Consider the following 15893-nt stretch of genomic DNA (forward strand, 5'->3'; position numbering starts at 1 on the left):
TGTGACGCTCACCGTGCCGGAGATGATCGTGGTTCCCGGACCGCTAAGGCTGGAGCCGGCGGCCAGCGTGGTGCCAGAGCCGCCGAAGTTGAGCGTCGCGCCCGAGGCCGCTTGAAACGAGCCGGTTTCCGTGCCGCCGCCGTTCAGTAAAAGCGTGCCGGCTTGCACAGTAACGATGTGCGAATTGTTGAAGGGGACCGAGACGGTGGTTGTCCCCGTTCCGACCGAGCGGGTGAACGTGCCCGTGTTGTTGAACGTGCCCGTCGTTCCGTTGGGCACGATATTGTTGTTGAAATTGAGAGACCAGCCGGAATCGAAGGTGCCCGAATTGTTGAGTATTGCCCCGTTGTATAGGTAGAAGTAACCGAACTGATCGATCGCGACGCCTGTGAAGGAGGCCGAGCCGCCGTTATTGAGCGTCCGCGTGTCGAGGGAGTCTGGATACCCGTCGATCGACAGACCGCCATTGGTATTCGTGATGCCGCCGCCGGCCATCGTTCCGGCAAACAATTCGACCGGCGCGGTCGCGGTGAGCGTGCCGGCGCCGTTGAGTATGCCGGTTACTTGCAGGGTGCCGCCGCCGCTGTAGGTAACCGCCGGGCCTGTGACGCTCACCGTGCCGGAGATGATCGTGGTTCCCGGACCGCTAAGGCTGGAGCCGGCGGCCAGCGTGGTGCCAGAGCCGCCGAAATTCAGCGTCGCGCCCGAAGCAGCTTGAAACGAACCGGTTTCCATGCCGCCGCCGTTCAGTAAAAGCGTGCCGGCTTGCACAGTAACGATGTGCGAGTTGTTGAACGGAATATTGACGGTGGTCGTGCCGGTGCCAACCGAACGGGTGAACGTGCCCGAGTTGTTGAAGGTGCCGAACGAATCGCTCGATCCCAAGTTCGCTCCGATGTTGTTGTTGAAATTGAGCGACCAACCGGCATCGAAGGTGCCCGAGTTGTTGAGCGTTGCCGCGTTATTCCAATACAGGTTACCACTCTTAGCGCCTGCATCGCCAGTAAACGAAGACGAGCCGGCGACGTTGATCGTTCGGGTGTCGAAGACGTTTAAGTAGCCGTCGATCTGTATGCCGGCGTTGGCGTTGGTGATGCCCGTGCCGGACATCCTGCCGCCGGTATCGTGCAGCATGTCATTGGTGGTCAGATTGAATGTGCCGGTGAGCGTGCCGACGTTGAGCGTGAACTTTTGAATCGTGATATTCTGGTCGAGGGTCAGCGGGCCGTCGCCGCTGAAGCCGTCGTTGAAAACGGCATCGTAGGTGGTTCCGCCACCATTGTTGGGAAAGCCGCCACCCGCCGGCACGTTCACCCAGGCAGCCGTGGTCCAATTCGCCGATGCGCCGGAATAGGTCGATGTCACGTCGGCGGCCGTCGCGATGCCGCACGTGATCGCGACGACGGCCGCGAGAAGGGCCATGAGTTTTGCGAATCGCGGCATGAGATTCACTCCGTCGGTGTAAATCAAGTTGATGCCGGGTCAGCGGGACCGCGCCGTTTGGGAAATGTCGAAAACCGCCCCTGCTAGGAGGAGTGTAACTAGGCCCGACATGCCAAGCAAGCTGACTAGGATAATCGCTCAGACCGCGGACGACGCGATCTTGGCCGCGACTTGGCCGGGCAGGAGGGGTTCCGCCATTGGAATCCAACGGCATTCGTGGAGGCTGCGGAACCAGGTGAGCTGCCGCTTGGCGAATTGGCGGGTATGCAGCTTGACGAGATCGACGGTTGTCGCGAGGTTGGTGTCGCCGGCCAGATGGGCGAGTATTTCTCGATAGCCGACGGCTTGGCCAGCCGTGCGGCTCAAGGAACGGCCGTGGCCGATTGAAATCAGTGCGCGAACCTCATCGACCAGCCCGGCGGCGAACATCGCGTCGACGCGCTTCTCGATCCGCTGGTGCAACTTCTCGCGCGGCCAGTCCAATACGAACACTTTCGCGGGCTCACCGATTGGCGGCTCGTTGAATTGCCGCTGCTGCTCACTGATGAGTCGGCCCGTGTGATGAAACACCTCGAGCGCGCGGATCAATCGCCGCACGTCGTTGGGATGGAGTTTTGCGGCGGCCGCCGGATCGACCGCGGCTAGACGGCGATGCAACTCGGCCGCGTCGCTCTGCCGCGCGACTTCGGCAAGCTGACGGCGCAAATCCCAGTCGGCAGCCGGTCCCGAGAACAAGCCGCGTAGCAACGCCTTGAGATAGAGCGGCGTGCCACCAACGAACACCGGCAGGCGATTACGCGCGCGAATCTCGCGAACCGCATCTCCCGCGGCATCGAGATACTGGGCAACGCTGAAGTCTTCCCACGGATCGACGATGTCGATCAGATGATGCGGGACAAGTCGGCGATCCGCCTCACTCGGTTTGGCGGTGCCGATGTTCATCCCGCGGTACACGGCCATCGAGTCGAGCGAAATGATCTCGCCGTCAATCCGTTGGGCCAGCTCGATCCCGACCGCCGACTTGCCGCCGCCCGTCGGGCCGGCGAGAACGACGCAGGGGCCGGAGGCGAGAGGCCGGAGGCCAGTCGAAGGCAGCATGGAAACGAAGTACGAAGTACAAAGGACGAAGTACGAAAGCCGGCCATCGCCGCGTTTTCATCGACGAGCGATTTCGCGACGGTTGCCAGTCTGCCGTGAACCAATTAGATTGCTCAGAGTCATAGTAATCGTGGCAAGAGCGGACTTCTATGGGTATCGAAGATGCCCGCTGGCTCTGGCCCCTGGCCTCCGGCCTCCGGTCCCTGTGGCGGATTCCGAGAACATCCTGTCGCGGCTGATGGCGATCATCGAGGATCGCAAGGCGAATCCTCCGCCCAAATCCTATACGACTTCGCTGTTCGCCGGCGGAGTTGCCAAGATCGGCGAGAAAATTTGCGAAGAAGCGGCTGAGGTGGTTGCCGCCGCCGACGAGCCGGGAGACGCGGGCCGCGCCCACTTGATCCACGAGGCGGCCGATTTGGTGTATCATCTATTCGTCATGCTCGGGTACAGAGAAATCAAGCTCACGGAGGTCGAGGCGGAACTCGCCCGCCGCTTCGGCATTTCCGGGCTCGACGAAAAAGCTGCCCGTGGAAGAACGTAGTAGACACTCTGTGTGGCATGACGAACGGCGGACGGCACACGGAGTGTGCCTGCCACATTACCCGCCCCCAGTCTCCAGTCCCCAGCCCCCGCAATGAACCTTCGCATCGGCGTTCCCAGCAAAGGGCGATTGGCGGAAGTCGCCGAGGCACTCTTGAAAGAGGCCGGCTTGCACTTTCGCCGCACGGAGCGAAGTCTGTTTGCTCGGTGCAAGGAATTGCCAGTCGATATCACGTTCCTGCGGGCGGACGATATTCCCGTGCTCTGCGCCGAAGGGGCAATTGATCTGGGCGTGACCGGCGCCGATCTGGTCGCTGAGAGCCGGGTCGAGTTGATCGCGCGGCTGGAACTCGGCGTCGGCAATTGCCGCCTGGCGGTCTGCGTGCCGGAATCCAGTTCGATCACGCATCCCGGCCAGCTCAACGGCGCGCGGATCGCCACGAGCTTTCCCAACGTCACCGCCGATTATCTGCGACAGCATGGGGCTGAGGCCCATTTGGTCACGCTGATGGGGAGCGTCGAGATCATGATCGCACTGGGAGTGGCCGAGGCGATCGTCGATCTGGTCGAAACCGGTAGCACGCTGGCCGCTAATCAGTTACGGATCCTCGACCAGATTGGCCAATACGAAACGATCCTCGTGCAAAACCGCGAAGCGCGGCAGCCGGAGCTGGCCGACCGCGTGGTGCGGCGGCTCGAAGGAGTGGTGATTGCCCGCAGCTATTCGCTCTTGGAATACAATGTGCCGCGCGGCAAGCTGCGCGAGGCCGAGCAAATCACGCCGGGGTTCAATTCTCCGACGGTTAGCGCGCTGGAAGACCCGCATTGGTGCGCCGTGCGGGTCATGGTTCGCCGCGGCGAGGTCATCTCGATCATGGAAAAGCTCGAATCGCTCGGCGCCTCGGCGATCCTTGAAACGCAGATCACCAACTGCCGGCTCTAAGGAGAGAACAAGAGGAAAATCGCTTCTTTGGACTATCGCAACGTTTTCCCCGCGACGACTCTTCCCTGATGGATTGTGGTCTCGACGAACGATCGCCGATCGAATAGCAGTTCATAGGGATCGTGGATCACTGCGTCCGGCAGCCGAACGACGGCCAGATCGGCGAGTTTGCCGCATTCAACGCTGCCCAGTTCATCGTCGCGGCAGAGCGCTCTCGCGCCGCTAATGGTCCCCATCTGGACGACTTGCTCCGGCGAGATCGCGTGATGATTGGCCACAAAGCGCATTTCGTCCAGCAGATTCAAGTCGGGACTCGAGGCCCGGCTGTCCGTGCCCAGAGCGACGGTTAGACCCGCTTTGAGCATCTTGCCGAGCGGGTAAGGAGCGTGTTTGAAATAGGCATGTGTCCTCGGGCAATAGACCACAGACATTCGCCGCGAATTCGCGCCGATGAATTCGATTTCCTCGTCGGTCAAATAGTTGCCATGAATCACCAGCGCGCAATGCGCGGCCTTGAGGAGCCGAAGATAATCGAGCGGGGAGCTGCCCGCGGCGATGGCCTTTGGTTCCCACGCGTCGAGCATGATGAGCAAATCGCGGAACGGCCCCGTTCCCGTTCGCAGGAATTCCAGCTCTTCCCGCGATTCCGCAAGATGCATTGCCGCCGGCGCGCCCGCGATCGCCGACAGTCCGACAAGAAATCGCACCAGTTCCGATCGTACGCTATACGGCGCGTGCGGGCTGAGACCGACTCGTACACCGCGGTTGGCCGCCAGCAATAGATGTTGCTTGGCCAATTCTAGACTTGGTTCCAAGCGGTCGTGCCGCAAGCCGATCGTTTCGATGAACACGGTCGCATCGAGCAAGGTCGAAGCACCGGGCGTAAACGCGTCGTGCGGCCAAGCGGCGGTCGCGATTTCGCCCAGGGTCGTCGTGCCGAAACGGCTCGACTCGGCAAGGCCCTGCTTCGTGGCGGCCTGACGCGTTGCGTCGTCGCGACTTCCGCGATACGCCACGACCGCGCGAATCCAATCGGTGAACGGCATTCCGCGCGATCCGAGTGGCGATTTAAGGTCGCTGAATTCAAGATGGGTGTGGGCATTGACCAGACCGGGCAAGATCGCCGCATTGCCAAGATCGATCGCGGCTTTGTCGGCGCCCCGCTTTCCGACCGACTCGATTCGCGACCCAGCGATCGTAACGACGGCGTCGCGGAGCGGCGGACCAGCGGCGGTGAAGACGTAACGTGCCCTGAGGCGGATCAGCGGCGTATCGTCCATCACATGTGCAGCGCCCCGGCCGCCTCTTTTTCAATGGATTCTTGAAGTTGCTCCTCTTTGGTCGGCTGATAGTCGAGTTTTCCAAACCAATTGGCCAGCCAAAGGACGATGACTGCCCCGACAAACAAGAGCGACCAGGCAAGGGCCGGCTGCTCTTGCAAAATGCGGTCGATCTCCTTGTTCCAGACAAATTGGAGCCAACCCAACGAATTGTAGGTGGCGTGGAATACGAGTCCCGGCCAAATGCTGCCGCTTTGCACCGCGATGTAGCCAATTAGCATGCCCACGGCAAAGGCGACCAGCGATTGCTGGAGCACTTGATGCGAGATGCCAAAAAACAGGCTGCTAATCACGATTGCCCGCCATTTGCTCCCCGAATGGCGCAGGCCCGAAAGGATGAAACCGCGGAAAGCGAACTCTTCGCAAAACGCCGGCAAGATCGCGATCACGAGCAGGGGAATCCACCAGGCCGGCGCCTGCTGAAAAAGTTTCAAAATCTCGCCGAGCGCTTCCGCGGTGCGACCCGCGGGATACAACTCTTCCAGCAACATTTGCAAAGCGCTCGCGACGGGATGGACTGCGACCGCCATCGCCAGCGCCGCGAGGATGGCCGCTGGGGCCGGGCGCCGGAGCAAGAGCGTCTTGCGTGGGCTGCGCGTCAAAAACCACGTCAATAGCGCGACCGGGGCTGCAATCGGGACCAATTGGCTCACGAGGGCCAGCCCTACCGCACCCGCAAAATCAAGCTTTTGATTGGACGCCAACAGCAGGCCGATAAAAAACTGCACGATGAGGATCAACACACCGCAAAAAACGGCCGCCCCAAGCGTCGGCGTTTCCCCGCGGTCGCGCCAGAGGTGCTTGAGCCACAAGCGCATGTCCCAGCGCTCGCTCTCGCGGAACAGCACGTTCTCTTTGTTGAATTGGTCCGCGGCCCAGCGCATGGCCACGCGGCAGCAGACGAGCGTCACGAGCACCACCGGCGGAACGAACGGCAGCGCTTCGCGCAGGTTACCTTCCAGCAGCATTCGCAGCAGGAGAATCAGGCCGGAAAGCGGGATCAGGCTGTTGCCCAACGTCAATTCGACCCCAGGCGCCATCGGCAATACCAAGAGCGGCATCGTAATCAGTACGAGCGGCATCAGGTAATACTGTCCCTCCTTGCTGCTGCGGGCGAAGACGGCCAATGCCAGGCAAAGCGCACTAAAGAGCGCCGAGACGGGAACTAGGGCCAGAATCAGCCAGACCAGCGTCCCCAGCGGCGGGAGCCCGGCAGGAATGCCCGCTGCCCCGAGGCCGACCGCCTGTCGCATCACTAAAAGTCCTGTCACTCCAAGGCTAGCCATATTCAAGAGCGACGTGGCCATGCTGAAGAGCATCACGGCCAGCAGCTTGCCGGTAACGATTTCGGAGCGCTCGGCCGGGCTGCAGAGCAGCGTTTCCAAGGTGCCGCGTTCCTTTTCGCCGGCGCAGAGGTCGATCGCCGGATAAAACGCCCCGGTCAGCGCCCAGATCAAGAGCACGAACGGCAGGATCTTCGACCAGACGGCCGCCTGCCGCTGTGTCGAATCCGCCACGTCGGTCGAGGTGACGTTGAATGGCCTGGCCGCGGTCTCCGGCACGTTGCTATCGCGCAAGGTTTGCGCGCCGACGGCCGTCTGCCATTTGCCGATTACCTGCGAGACCCTCGCAAATGCAATTTGTGATTTTTCCTTCGCCGAGTTGTAATACAGTTCGGGCGACGGCACGTCGAGCGCCGGCGCAGCCCGCTTCACGGAACTCTCGGCTCGATGCACGAGTTCCTGGCGAAACTGCTCCAAGCGGCTGGAAAAATCGGCGGGGAAGTACACGACGACGTCATAATCCGCGTCGTGTATGCGCCGGCGGATTTCACCCGCCGATTTCGCCGGATCATCCGAAAGATGCAGGTCGTCCGGTGACTGAACGTCCAGATCGAGCAGGTCCCGCTTCAATCCGTCGCCAGCCCATTGCCCGTTGAAACGGTATTTGCGCTCCCGATGAGAATTTTGGTCCTGGCCGCCCTTTCCCTTGGCGACCGGTTGAGCAACGCGCGGCACGTTCGCAGGTTGGTCTTTCTCTTCGGCCGTCGCGGGCTTCTCCTCAATAAGAGGCGGAAAGTTGGGAATCGGTTGAACGCCGACGAGCAGCACTTTCGTCGGATGTTCTTGCAGGAATTGGGCCACTTGCAAGAAGCTCATCCCCAACAGCGGATAGAGTAAGACCGGCAGCACCGCGATCATGAACAGCGTGCGCCGGTCGCGCAACTGATCGCGCACTTCCCGCAGCCAGATTAGCTTGACGGTGTTCCAGTTCATCAGGGGCGATGCTATCGGGATTCGGGGCTCGGGGCTCGTAAGGAAACGTCAGCCGCTCCGGGAGCAGTGAAACGAGCTGGATTCATCTTCGGTCGCTGTTGTCTCAAGTGTCATCGACGCGAACACTCGCGTGTCCCGAGTCCCGAGCGCCGATTTCATCGCGTTCCGAGATCAGCTTGAAGAACAATTCCTCAAGGTCGCGCTGGGCGAATTTGTCTTGAAGCTGCTTGAGCGTTCCTTCGGCAAGGATTTGGCCCCGATGGACGATGGCGATCTGATCGCAAAGCTTCTCCGCCTCGCGCATGATGTGGGTCGAAAAGACGATGCACTTCAGATGGTCGCGCAGCTCGATCACCGTTTCGAGCAGAGCCCGCGCGACGAGCACGTCGAGCCCGTTGGTTGGCTCGTCGAATATGACGACCGGCGGATCGTGGACGATGGCTCGAGCGATTGACACCTTTTGTCTCATGCCCGTCGACATCTTCGAGCAGAGCAGATCGCGAATGTCGTTCATCTTGAGCCGATCAAAGAGGGCGTTCATTCGCTCGGTGAGTAGCTCTGCTTCCATTCCATAGAGGCGGCCGAAATACTCGACCATCTCCCAGGCCGTCATCCGGTCGTAAATGCCCGTGTTCGCCGAGACGAAGCCGATTTGTCGGCGAACCAGCGAGGGCTGGGTGACGACGTCGTAGCCATTAACCGTCGCCGTGCCGTCCGTGGGCTGAAGCACCGTGCTCAGGATGCGCAGGGCGGTCGTCTTGCCGGCGCCGTTGGGACCGAGCAGCCCGTAGATCTGCCCCGGCACGGCGTCGAAGCTGATTCCGCCAAGCGCGACGAAGCGGCCCCGACGGAGATCGGAGTAGTGCTTCGTCAGGTTCCGAACGTGGATCATTCAATTCGCGCTCGCCGCGAGCGCCGGCTCCGCGGGGGCTTCGTCGACTAACTCGTAAAACACGTTTCGCCTGCGAGGAGTATACCCTAATTCGGAAATCGCGCCGCGGATTTCATCCAGGGTTAGATGATGCGCGGTGCCGGCGGCGGACACCACGTTCTCCTCGATCATCAGGCTCCCCATGTCGTTGGCCCCGAAGAGCAGGGCCAATTGCCCGGTCTTCAACCCCTGGGTGACCCAGCTCGACTGAATACTGGCGAAATTGTCGAGATAGAGCCGGCTGACCGCTTGCGTCTTGAGATACTCGAACGCGCCCGCGGGAGGAATCTCGGCCATGTCGGTATGATCGGGCTGAAACGTCCAACAGATATAAGCGGTAAACCCGCCGGTTTCGTCCTGCAATTGGCGCAATCGCTCCAAGTGTTCGATTCGTTCGGCGAGCGTTTCGACATGGCCGAACATCATGGTGGCCGTGCTGCGGCCTCCCAATTCGTGCCAGACGCGATGCACGTTGAGCCAATCGTCCGTCAGCACTTTGCCGCGCGTGATGGCTCGCCGCACGCGATCGACGAGAATCTCGCCGCCGCCGCCGGGGAGGCTGCCGAGCCCCGCGTCGCGGAGCCGCGCGAGCACCGTTGGCAGCGGCAGCTTCGAGACCTTCGTGAAATGGTGGATTTCGGGGGGGCTAAAGCCGTGGATGTTCACTTGCGGGAAATGCAGCTTGATGTCTTGCAACAATTCCTCGTACCACTCGATTTTGAATTCCGGGTGCAGGCCACCTTGCATCAGAATCTGATCGCCGCCGAGATCCACGGTCTCTTGAATCTTCGCGAGCAGCACGTCGCGGTCAAGCACATAGCCTTCGGCGTCCTTCGGCTTGCGATAGAACGCGCAGAAATCGCAGACGGCAGTGCAAATGTTCGTGTAGTTGACGTTCCGGTCGATGTTATAGGTGCGATACGACTCGGGATGCAACCGCCGCGTGACCGCGTCCGCCGCGCGACCGAGCGCCGCCAGGTCATGCGACTCGATCAGCCGCAAGCCATCGTCGGGCGTAAGCCGATCGCCGTCGATTGCCTTGTCGAGCAGTGCTTGCAGCATCGGGGTCTAGGGGTTGGAGACTGGGGACTGGGAAAGTTGATGCCCGGCACGCTCGGCCACCCTGGCAGCGCCGCCTAAGTAGCCGACGCGGCCAGCGTCGGCATTGCCATGCGCGGCCGCGCGGCACTCGTCAACTTCGAGTGAACGGCCGGGCGGGGCAAGTTTCATTTCCACGGCGCGCTCGTAGAACAATTGTAGGCCTCGCCGTTCAGGAGCGCCAAAGTAAAAGTGCAAATGGTCGCGCAGGTACGAAACGCATTGCGGCACAGTGAGCCCTAGCGGGGCGGCTTCGACCGCCGCGATCTGTTCAAGATCAACGACGCCTAGATCGCGGGCTTCGCCGAGCGCAACGTCCAGACCATCCAGGTCGACGCCAGCCCAAGCTGTCCATATGGCAAACACGAACGGCAATCCGGCCCAACGGCGCCACTCGTCGCCAAGGTCCCAGACCTCTGCAAACGCCCCGACAGGCGAATGGATTGCCCGGTCGCCGATCAGGAGCACGGCATCAGCCTTCGCATCGTCGAGAGTCGCTCCGATCGGCAACGGCGCCAAAGCCGGTTCCGAACCAAATCGCTGCTTGAGGAGAATTCGAGCCAATGCCGCGCTCGTGCGCGAGCCTTCATCGAGCGCGAGGCTCCGAATCTTCTCGGCCGGCACGCGGCAGAAAAGCTTGACGCTGAACACCGGCCCGCGGCAGGCGATGCAGGCATCAGAGACGATCCGATAGCCGGGGTCTTGGAAGAATTCGATCGAAGGAATCAAAGCCACATCGAAACGCCGCTGCGCCAATCCGTCAGCCAGCCGGCTGGGTAAATCGAAAATCACTTCGGCCTGCGGCGCCAGTCGCTCGAGCCGATGAACGAGCGGCTTGGTGTTCAGATAGTTGACAGCGCCCACCCGAATTTTCCCAGCGGCCATCGAACCACTCCATTCTGCCTCAGCCAATCACTATTCGTTTCGGACCGAGGCTTTGTGAAAAGATTCACTAGGCGGATTATAAGAGGCGCCGCCGCGACCGAAAAGGGCACGGTCGGCAATCCCCTAGGAGCAGAACCGCGATGGATCAAGAACGATTAACTGCCGGAACGTCCTCGCTCACGGCACGAGCGCGATTCCGGGCAGGATCAAGTCGTTGTGCCAGAACCGTCTCAGATCCCGAATCAAACGGCGAAATTTGTCGCCGTTCACTGGCTTCCTCACGTAGCCGTCGACTTGCTTGAACTCGCTTCGCAGCCGATCTTCCTCGCTCTTCGAACTCGTCAACACGACGACGGGAATCGCGCTCAGGGTTTTATCGATCCGGATCTCGGCCAACACGTCGGGTCCGTCGATCTTTGGCGACTCGAGATTGAGCAGAATCAAGTCGGGCCGCGGCACGCGAACAAACACGCCCCGTCGATGCAAGGAATCGAGCGCCTCGGCGCCATTTCAGAGCATGGTCAATCGATGATGAATGTGGGACCGATTCAAGGACTCGTACGTGAGCTGAGCATCGCTCAGATGATGGTCGCGAAACGACCAGCGGCCCATCGGCGGCGACTGGAAATGCGTCGAAGCAACTACGGGTCCAATCGCCGGAAGGACTGCAGGCCGATTTGCAGCGGCCAAAAAATGGCCACACCGCCAAGGAGAACCGTCAATGCGATGCCCGCCTCGGTCGCCAAGGGATGGCCGAGCACTGGCAGCACGCGGCCAAGCAAGCTGTCCGCCTGCGTGTGCTCTAGGATCACGCGGAAGTGGTACGGAACTGCCGTCAGCATGACGATCACGACGATGTAGGCCGCGCTCAGCACGAGCGTCAGCGTGCCGCCGAAGCCCGCCGCGATCTTCGACGGCGAGCGCTCGCGCAAGTCGGGCAAGCGCGCTCCCAGCCCGACCGCGATCGCCGAGAGTCCCAGGCAGAGCATCGCGCAGGAAAGTTGATGCACCAACAGAATCTCCAACCGGATATCGAGCATCATGTCGCTAAGCACCATCAAAGCGCAACAGGGAATGAGCGACGCGGCCGCCGCAAACAGGAATTTCGTCCACAGAATGACGTCGCGCTTGATTGGCAGCATTCCGAGAATCCAGAATCGCTGTCCCTCGAGGCTCACCATCGGAAAAATAAACCTCGTGGTGAAGGTCGAAAGAATCAGCCCGACCACTGCTAGATTCAAGAACCCGATCATGGCGGAGTAGCCGGGAGCGTAGCGGAATTTGCGGATATTAATGAAATAGAGCGCTAACAGCCCGAAAAAGATCAAACACTGCGACCATTGCACGGGATCGCGGCGAAAGAGGCGCAGCTCCTTCAGCAGCAACAATCGCATAGCCGACGGCGGTTTTTCTCCCCGGCCAAGGAGCAGCCGGTCGAGCCAACCGATCGCCGTTCGCCGGCGCGCGGTCCTCTCGGCGTGCACCCGGCTGAAGCTTGAACGATACACCCGCCGCGCCAACCCCGCAGCGATTTGATGGAAGAAAAGCGCGTTGGAAATCAGCAGAACCAAGAACATGACGCTCTGCGCCCAAGGATGATCGTCGGCAATTCCAATCTGTGGGCGGTGGCTGGCTTCCAACAGCCCCGTGCTCAGCCACCAACTCGGCAGCAATCGGTTCTCGGTGAATCGCAGCCGGTCCGATAGTTCTTGAAACCAGCGCGGCGTCATCAGATCGCTTTTTGTGCCGTTGAGAACGCTCCAGCCGAGCCACAAGACGCCGATTGTCATCAGGATCGCGCCAACTCGGACCGCGAGTTTACGAATTCGGCCCAAACGATCGACGACCAGCAGGCAGAGGATGCCGCCAAGCGTCGAGGGAATGAAGACGAAGGCCAGCATGAACGGGGGCAACAGCGCGAAATAGTACCATGGCGCTTTCATCACCATTCCGGATGCTACCAGCATCGGACTGCCAATCAGCAAGAATCCCCAACTGCCGAACCAAATGGCCTCGTGAAACAAATAGGCGAAAATTCGATCGGCGCGGGCGGGCATCGTCAGCAGCAGCGCCGCCTCGGGCGAGCGATACAAGCTGCTATACATGATGATTGCCGACGAAAACACCAGCATGACCATCAACGAGGCGAAGAACGCGTTGTAGAGCGATTCGATGATCTGCTCGTGAATCACCGCCAGCAGATCGAAGCCGCTATAAAACAGAAAAAACAGCGCGCACCAAAACAGCACGCTCAAGGTCAGAACCAATGCCATCCGCAGCCGCGACATCCGCAACATCCGCCGCAGGGAAGCAATCACCAATCGCGTGCGGAGCCACCAGAACACCGTCGATTCGCGCTCGAACGTGAGCAGGCTGCCGGAATCGACGTACGAGATGGCGGGCGAATCGGTTGACACGGTGATGCGCAAAGTGAGAAGTTCGAAGTGCGAGGTACGAATATGTCTCCGTTACGCTCCGCGTGACCGTGCCGGCTCCTGCGGCGCCTGACTCGCAAACCGCTCCGACGGCTCTGCTGATGTCAGTTCCAAATATAACTGTTCGAGCGACGTATGGTCGTGAGACAACCGGCGGCGAAGCTCCGCGAGCGTGCCCAGAAACTTCATTCGGCCCTGTTCGAGAATCCCTATTCGATCGGCGATCTCTTCGACGACCGCGAGCGAATGCGTTGACATGAACACCGTCATTCCTCGACTGGCTTTCGCCCGCAGCAGGTCTTTTGCGAGCCTCATGCTCCGCGGATCGAGTCCGACCATCGGCTCATCGACGACCAACACCGTCGGGTCGTGCAAGAGTGCCGCGGCAAACGCCAGCCGCTGTTTCATTCCGTGCGAATACGTTTCCGTGCGGTCGTCGAGGAAGGGGGCTAGTTGAAAGTCTTGCACTTCGCGATCGATGCGCGCGGCCGCCTCCTTCCGCTCCATGCCGTGCATGTCGCCGACAAAGGCAAGAAACTCGCGCCCCGACAGTTTATCGTACAGATAGGGTTCGTCGGGCACGTATCCCAACAGCCGATTGGCTTGCCGCGTTTCGCGGACCACGTCGTGCCCGCAAATGCGCACGTGCCCCGAGCTTGGATGGAGTAGCCCGACCATCATCTTGATCGTGGTCGTTTTCCCCGCCCCGTTGGGTCCCAAGAGAGCAAATAATTCCCCTGCCGCAACGACGAGATCGAGTTCGGCGACGGCCAGCTTGTCGCCGTAGGCCCGCGAGACTTGGGCGAATTCGATCATGAAATACCTTCCCCTACCAATCGCTCCCGGCGTCTCGGCTCATTTCCTCGATGCGCCGGCGAAATGCCCGCTGCCACGCCTCGCCATTGGCGTCGCTCGAGCGGCGCGCGGTCAGCTCGGGGGGAAGCCGGACAAATGCCAATTTGGAACCGAGCAGGTCCATCTCCTGCCGCAGCACCGCGCCGGAGTCGTCGACCCACATTTTGCCGCGCGGCGCCCGCGAAGCGCCATAGGTCGAACCCGAATCGGATCGATACACGACCAGCAATGTATTGACGCCCGCCCCGTTCCACATCAACGTCTCGCGCCCCTCGACGCTCGCTTGCAGGATCTCCATTGGGCTGTCGGGCGGGCGCAATGGATTGTAAACCGGCACCGTCCAGACCTGGCCCAAGTGCAGGCCCGGCATTCGCGCTTGAGGTGAAAGCTCGTCGCCGATCAGCGCATCGCGGGGCAGGTAGCGCTCCGTCATATAGTTCGCGCCGCCCGCGTCAACTCGCAACTTCAATTGCGATCCTTCGACCGTCCCCTCGATCACAATCTCCTCGGGGATGTCCCCCACCCGGATCGACGAGCGAAATCCCGAGAGCCGATTAAGCGGGTCGATCTCCAAGCGGCTGAAGGCGTCCATGTGGATCTGTTTGCCGAGGGGCGCGATGGCGTCGTGGACGAAGCCGCGCATCCAGATTGGCGCCATCTCGTCGACCGGAATCCGCGAAAAGTGGACGTGGCTGCGAATTTCGGTCATTCCGACCGTAGGATGGGTCGGAACGCTCGTCGCCCAGCCAACAGGGCTGCTGTTCCAGGTAACGCTCCAGCCGATCGGCGCCACGGACGCGTCCAGACCTGCGTAGACCGAACGGAAGCTGGGCGGGTCGCCGCGCCGCAGCGGCGGCAGCACCTTCTCGACCATCAGCCACGACATGGTTGAGAGCCAAAACAACGTGACGACGAGATTAGTCCAACGATGTTCCATAACGGCGGCACCAGGTCACTCTGTCTCAGAGGCTCCCGCTGTGTCCTCGTATTCTATCTGCCGCGACCGAAACCACAAAATCATTCCCCGCGAGTCCCTCATCCGCTCTTCATCATCCGACTGGATTGCCGGAGCGATGCGACCGATCTTGACTTGCGGCAACGACTTACATATCCTCCCCGGCCATCATGCTCATCATCCACCGCTACTTGCTCCGCCAGTTCGTGCAGGTCTTCATCATCTGCTTTTGCAGCCTGATGGGGCTATACATCGTGATCGAAGCCTTCGGCAATCTCGAGGACTTTGTCCGGGGCGGCGACAAGCACGGCGGAGCGCTCATCGAGATCGCTCGGTATTACCTGTATCGGAGCCTGTCATTCTTCGATACGACTAGTGCGATTGTCACGCTGATTGCCGCCATGTTCACGCTCGCCAATTTCCAGCGTTTCAACGAGTTGACCGCGCTGTTGGCGGCGGGGATTCCCAAATGGAAGATCGTCAAGCCGATCGTGATCGCCGCCGGCGCGATAACGCTCGCGGCGGTGGTGAATCGCGAGATCGTGATCCCGGCCTGCCGCGACCAACTCAGCCGCGACGTTCACGATCTCTGGGGCGAGAAACCCAAGGAAGTTTACCCGCGCCGCGACGACACCACCGACGTGCTCATTCGCGGCAAGCAATCCATCGCCAAGACGATGCAAATCCACGAGCCGAGCTTCCTGCTTCCCGCGACATGGGACGCGCCGTTCAAGGAGCTGCGGGCTGCCGACGCCTTCTATCAGCCCGCGACGGACGACCGGCCCGGCGGCTATCTGCTCAAGGGGATGACGGAGCCGAAGACGTTGGGCAAACTCCCTTCGTTCCCGCGGCAAGGACCGCCGGTCGTGCTCATGCCGCACGATCATCGCTGGCTCCCCGCCGATGAGTGCTTCGTCGTCAGCGACATCACGTTCGACCAGCTCGCGGGCAACGACAACTGGCTCCAGTTCTCTTCGACGTGGGACATGATCCGCGCCCGGCGGAATCCGAGCCTGGCGTTGGGCGCCGACGTGGCGGTGGCGATCCACGGCCGATTCTTGCAGCCGCTGCTCGATATGACGCTCCTATTT

The 15893-nt window shown here is 60.9% G+C and carries 14 protein-coding genes; 3 read left to right on the forward strand and 11 right to left on the reverse strand.

Translation table 11 applies throughout. The features are described 5' to 3' along the window. Both VGY55_09660 and miaA read right to left on the reverse strand, forming a co-directional pair. A partial coding sequence (locus VGY55_09660; protein ID HEV2970245.1) for a hypothetical protein occupies positions 1-1443 on the reverse strand: 1443 nt, incomplete at its 3' end. A gap of 138 nt (positions 1444-1581) precedes the next feature. After that, entirely contained in the window at positions 1582-2541 is a 960-nt protein-coding gene (gene miaA, locus VGY55_09665; GenBank protein HEV2970246.1) for a tRNA (adenosine(37)-N6)-dimethylallyltransferase MiaA, read from the reverse strand. Between the two features lie 205 nt (positions 2542-2746). Here miaA and VGY55_09670 point away from each other — a divergent pair, with 205 nt between their 5' ends. Next, positions 2747-3085, forward strand: a complete 339-nt coding sequence (locus VGY55_09670; GenBank protein ID HEV2970247.1) for a phosphoribosyl-ATP diphosphatase — start codon at positions 2747-2749, stop codon at positions 3083-3085. Positions 3086-3178: 93 nt separating this feature from the next. Next, entirely contained in the window at positions 3179-4027 is an 849-nt protein-coding gene (hisG, locus tag VGY55_09675; protein ID HEV2970248.1) for an ATP phosphoribosyltransferase, read from the forward strand. Between the two features lie 32 nt (positions 4028-4059). Here hisG and VGY55_09680 read toward each other — a convergent pair whose 3' ends face one another. The 9 genes from VGY55_09680 to VGY55_09720 all read right to left on the reverse strand — a co-directional run bounded on the left by VGY55_09680 (position 4060) and on the right by VGY55_09720 (position 14784). Next, positions 4060-5307 carry an amidohydrolase family protein gene (locus tag VGY55_09680; GenBank protein HEV2970249.1) on the reverse strand — a complete coding sequence of 416 codons (1248 nt, stop codon included), beginning with the start codon at positions 5305-5307 and terminating at the stop codon, positions 4060-4062. Further along, positions 5307-7643: an ABC transporter permease subunit/CPBP intramembrane protease gene (locus tag VGY55_09685; protein HEV2970250.1), complete on the reverse strand. Its 2337-nt coding sequence runs from the start codon at positions 7641-7643 to the stop codon at positions 5307-5309. Before VGY55_09685 ends, VGY55_09680 begins: the two co-directional genes overlap by 1 nt. A gap of 103 nt (positions 7644-7746) precedes the next feature. Then, a complete protein-coding gene (locus VGY55_09690) occupies positions 7747-8535 on the reverse strand; it encodes an ATP-binding cassette domain-containing protein (protein ID HEV2970251.1) in 789 nt (262 codons plus the stop codon). Then, on the reverse strand, positions 8536-9636 hold the full coding sequence (gene mqnC, locus VGY55_09695; GenBank protein ID HEV2970252.1) for a cyclic dehypoxanthinyl futalosine synthase: 1101 nt from the start codon (positions 9634-9636) through the stop codon (positions 8536-8538). Between the two features lie 6 nt (positions 9637-9642). Beyond that, complete coding sequence (locus VGY55_09700) at positions 9643-10557, reverse strand: menaquinone biosynthesis protein (protein HEV2970253.1); 915 nt, start codon at positions 10555-10557, stop codon at positions 9643-9645. Between the two features lie 177 nt (positions 10558-10734). Then, complete coding sequence (locus VGY55_09705; protein ID HEV2970254.1) at positions 10735-11028, reverse strand: response regulator; 294 nt, start codon at positions 11026-11028, stop codon at positions 10735-10737. A 170-nt stretch (positions 11029-11198) separates the two neighbouring features. After that, a complete protein-coding gene (locus VGY55_09710; GenBank protein HEV2970255.1) occupies positions 11199-12974 on the reverse strand; it encodes a hypothetical protein in 1776 nt (591 codons plus the stop codon). A 51-nt stretch (positions 12975-13025) separates the two neighbouring features. Continuing rightward, positions 13026-13808, reverse strand: a complete 783-nt coding sequence (locus VGY55_09715; protein HEV2970256.1) for an ABC transporter ATP-binding protein — start codon at positions 13806-13808, stop codon at positions 13026-13028. 13 nt (positions 13809-13821) lie between these two features. Further along, the gene (locus VGY55_09720) at positions 13822-14784 is read right to left on the reverse strand and encodes a hypothetical protein (GenBank protein ID HEV2970257.1); all 963 of its coding nucleotides are present in this window, start codon (positions 14782-14784) and stop codon (positions 13822-13824) included. Positions 14785-14972: 188 nt separating this feature from the next. On the opposite strand from VGY55_09720, the gene VGY55_09725 reads away from it, so the two are divergent. Next, positions 14973-15893: LptF/LptG family permease (locus VGY55_09725; GenBank protein HEV2970258.1), on the forward strand; the 921-nt coding region annotated here is incomplete at its 3' end.

This window comes from Pirellulales bacterium (assembly GCA_035939775.1).
In the GTDB taxonomy this organism is placed as follows: Bacteria; Planctomycetota; Planctomycetia; order Pirellulales; family DATAWG01; genus DASZFO01.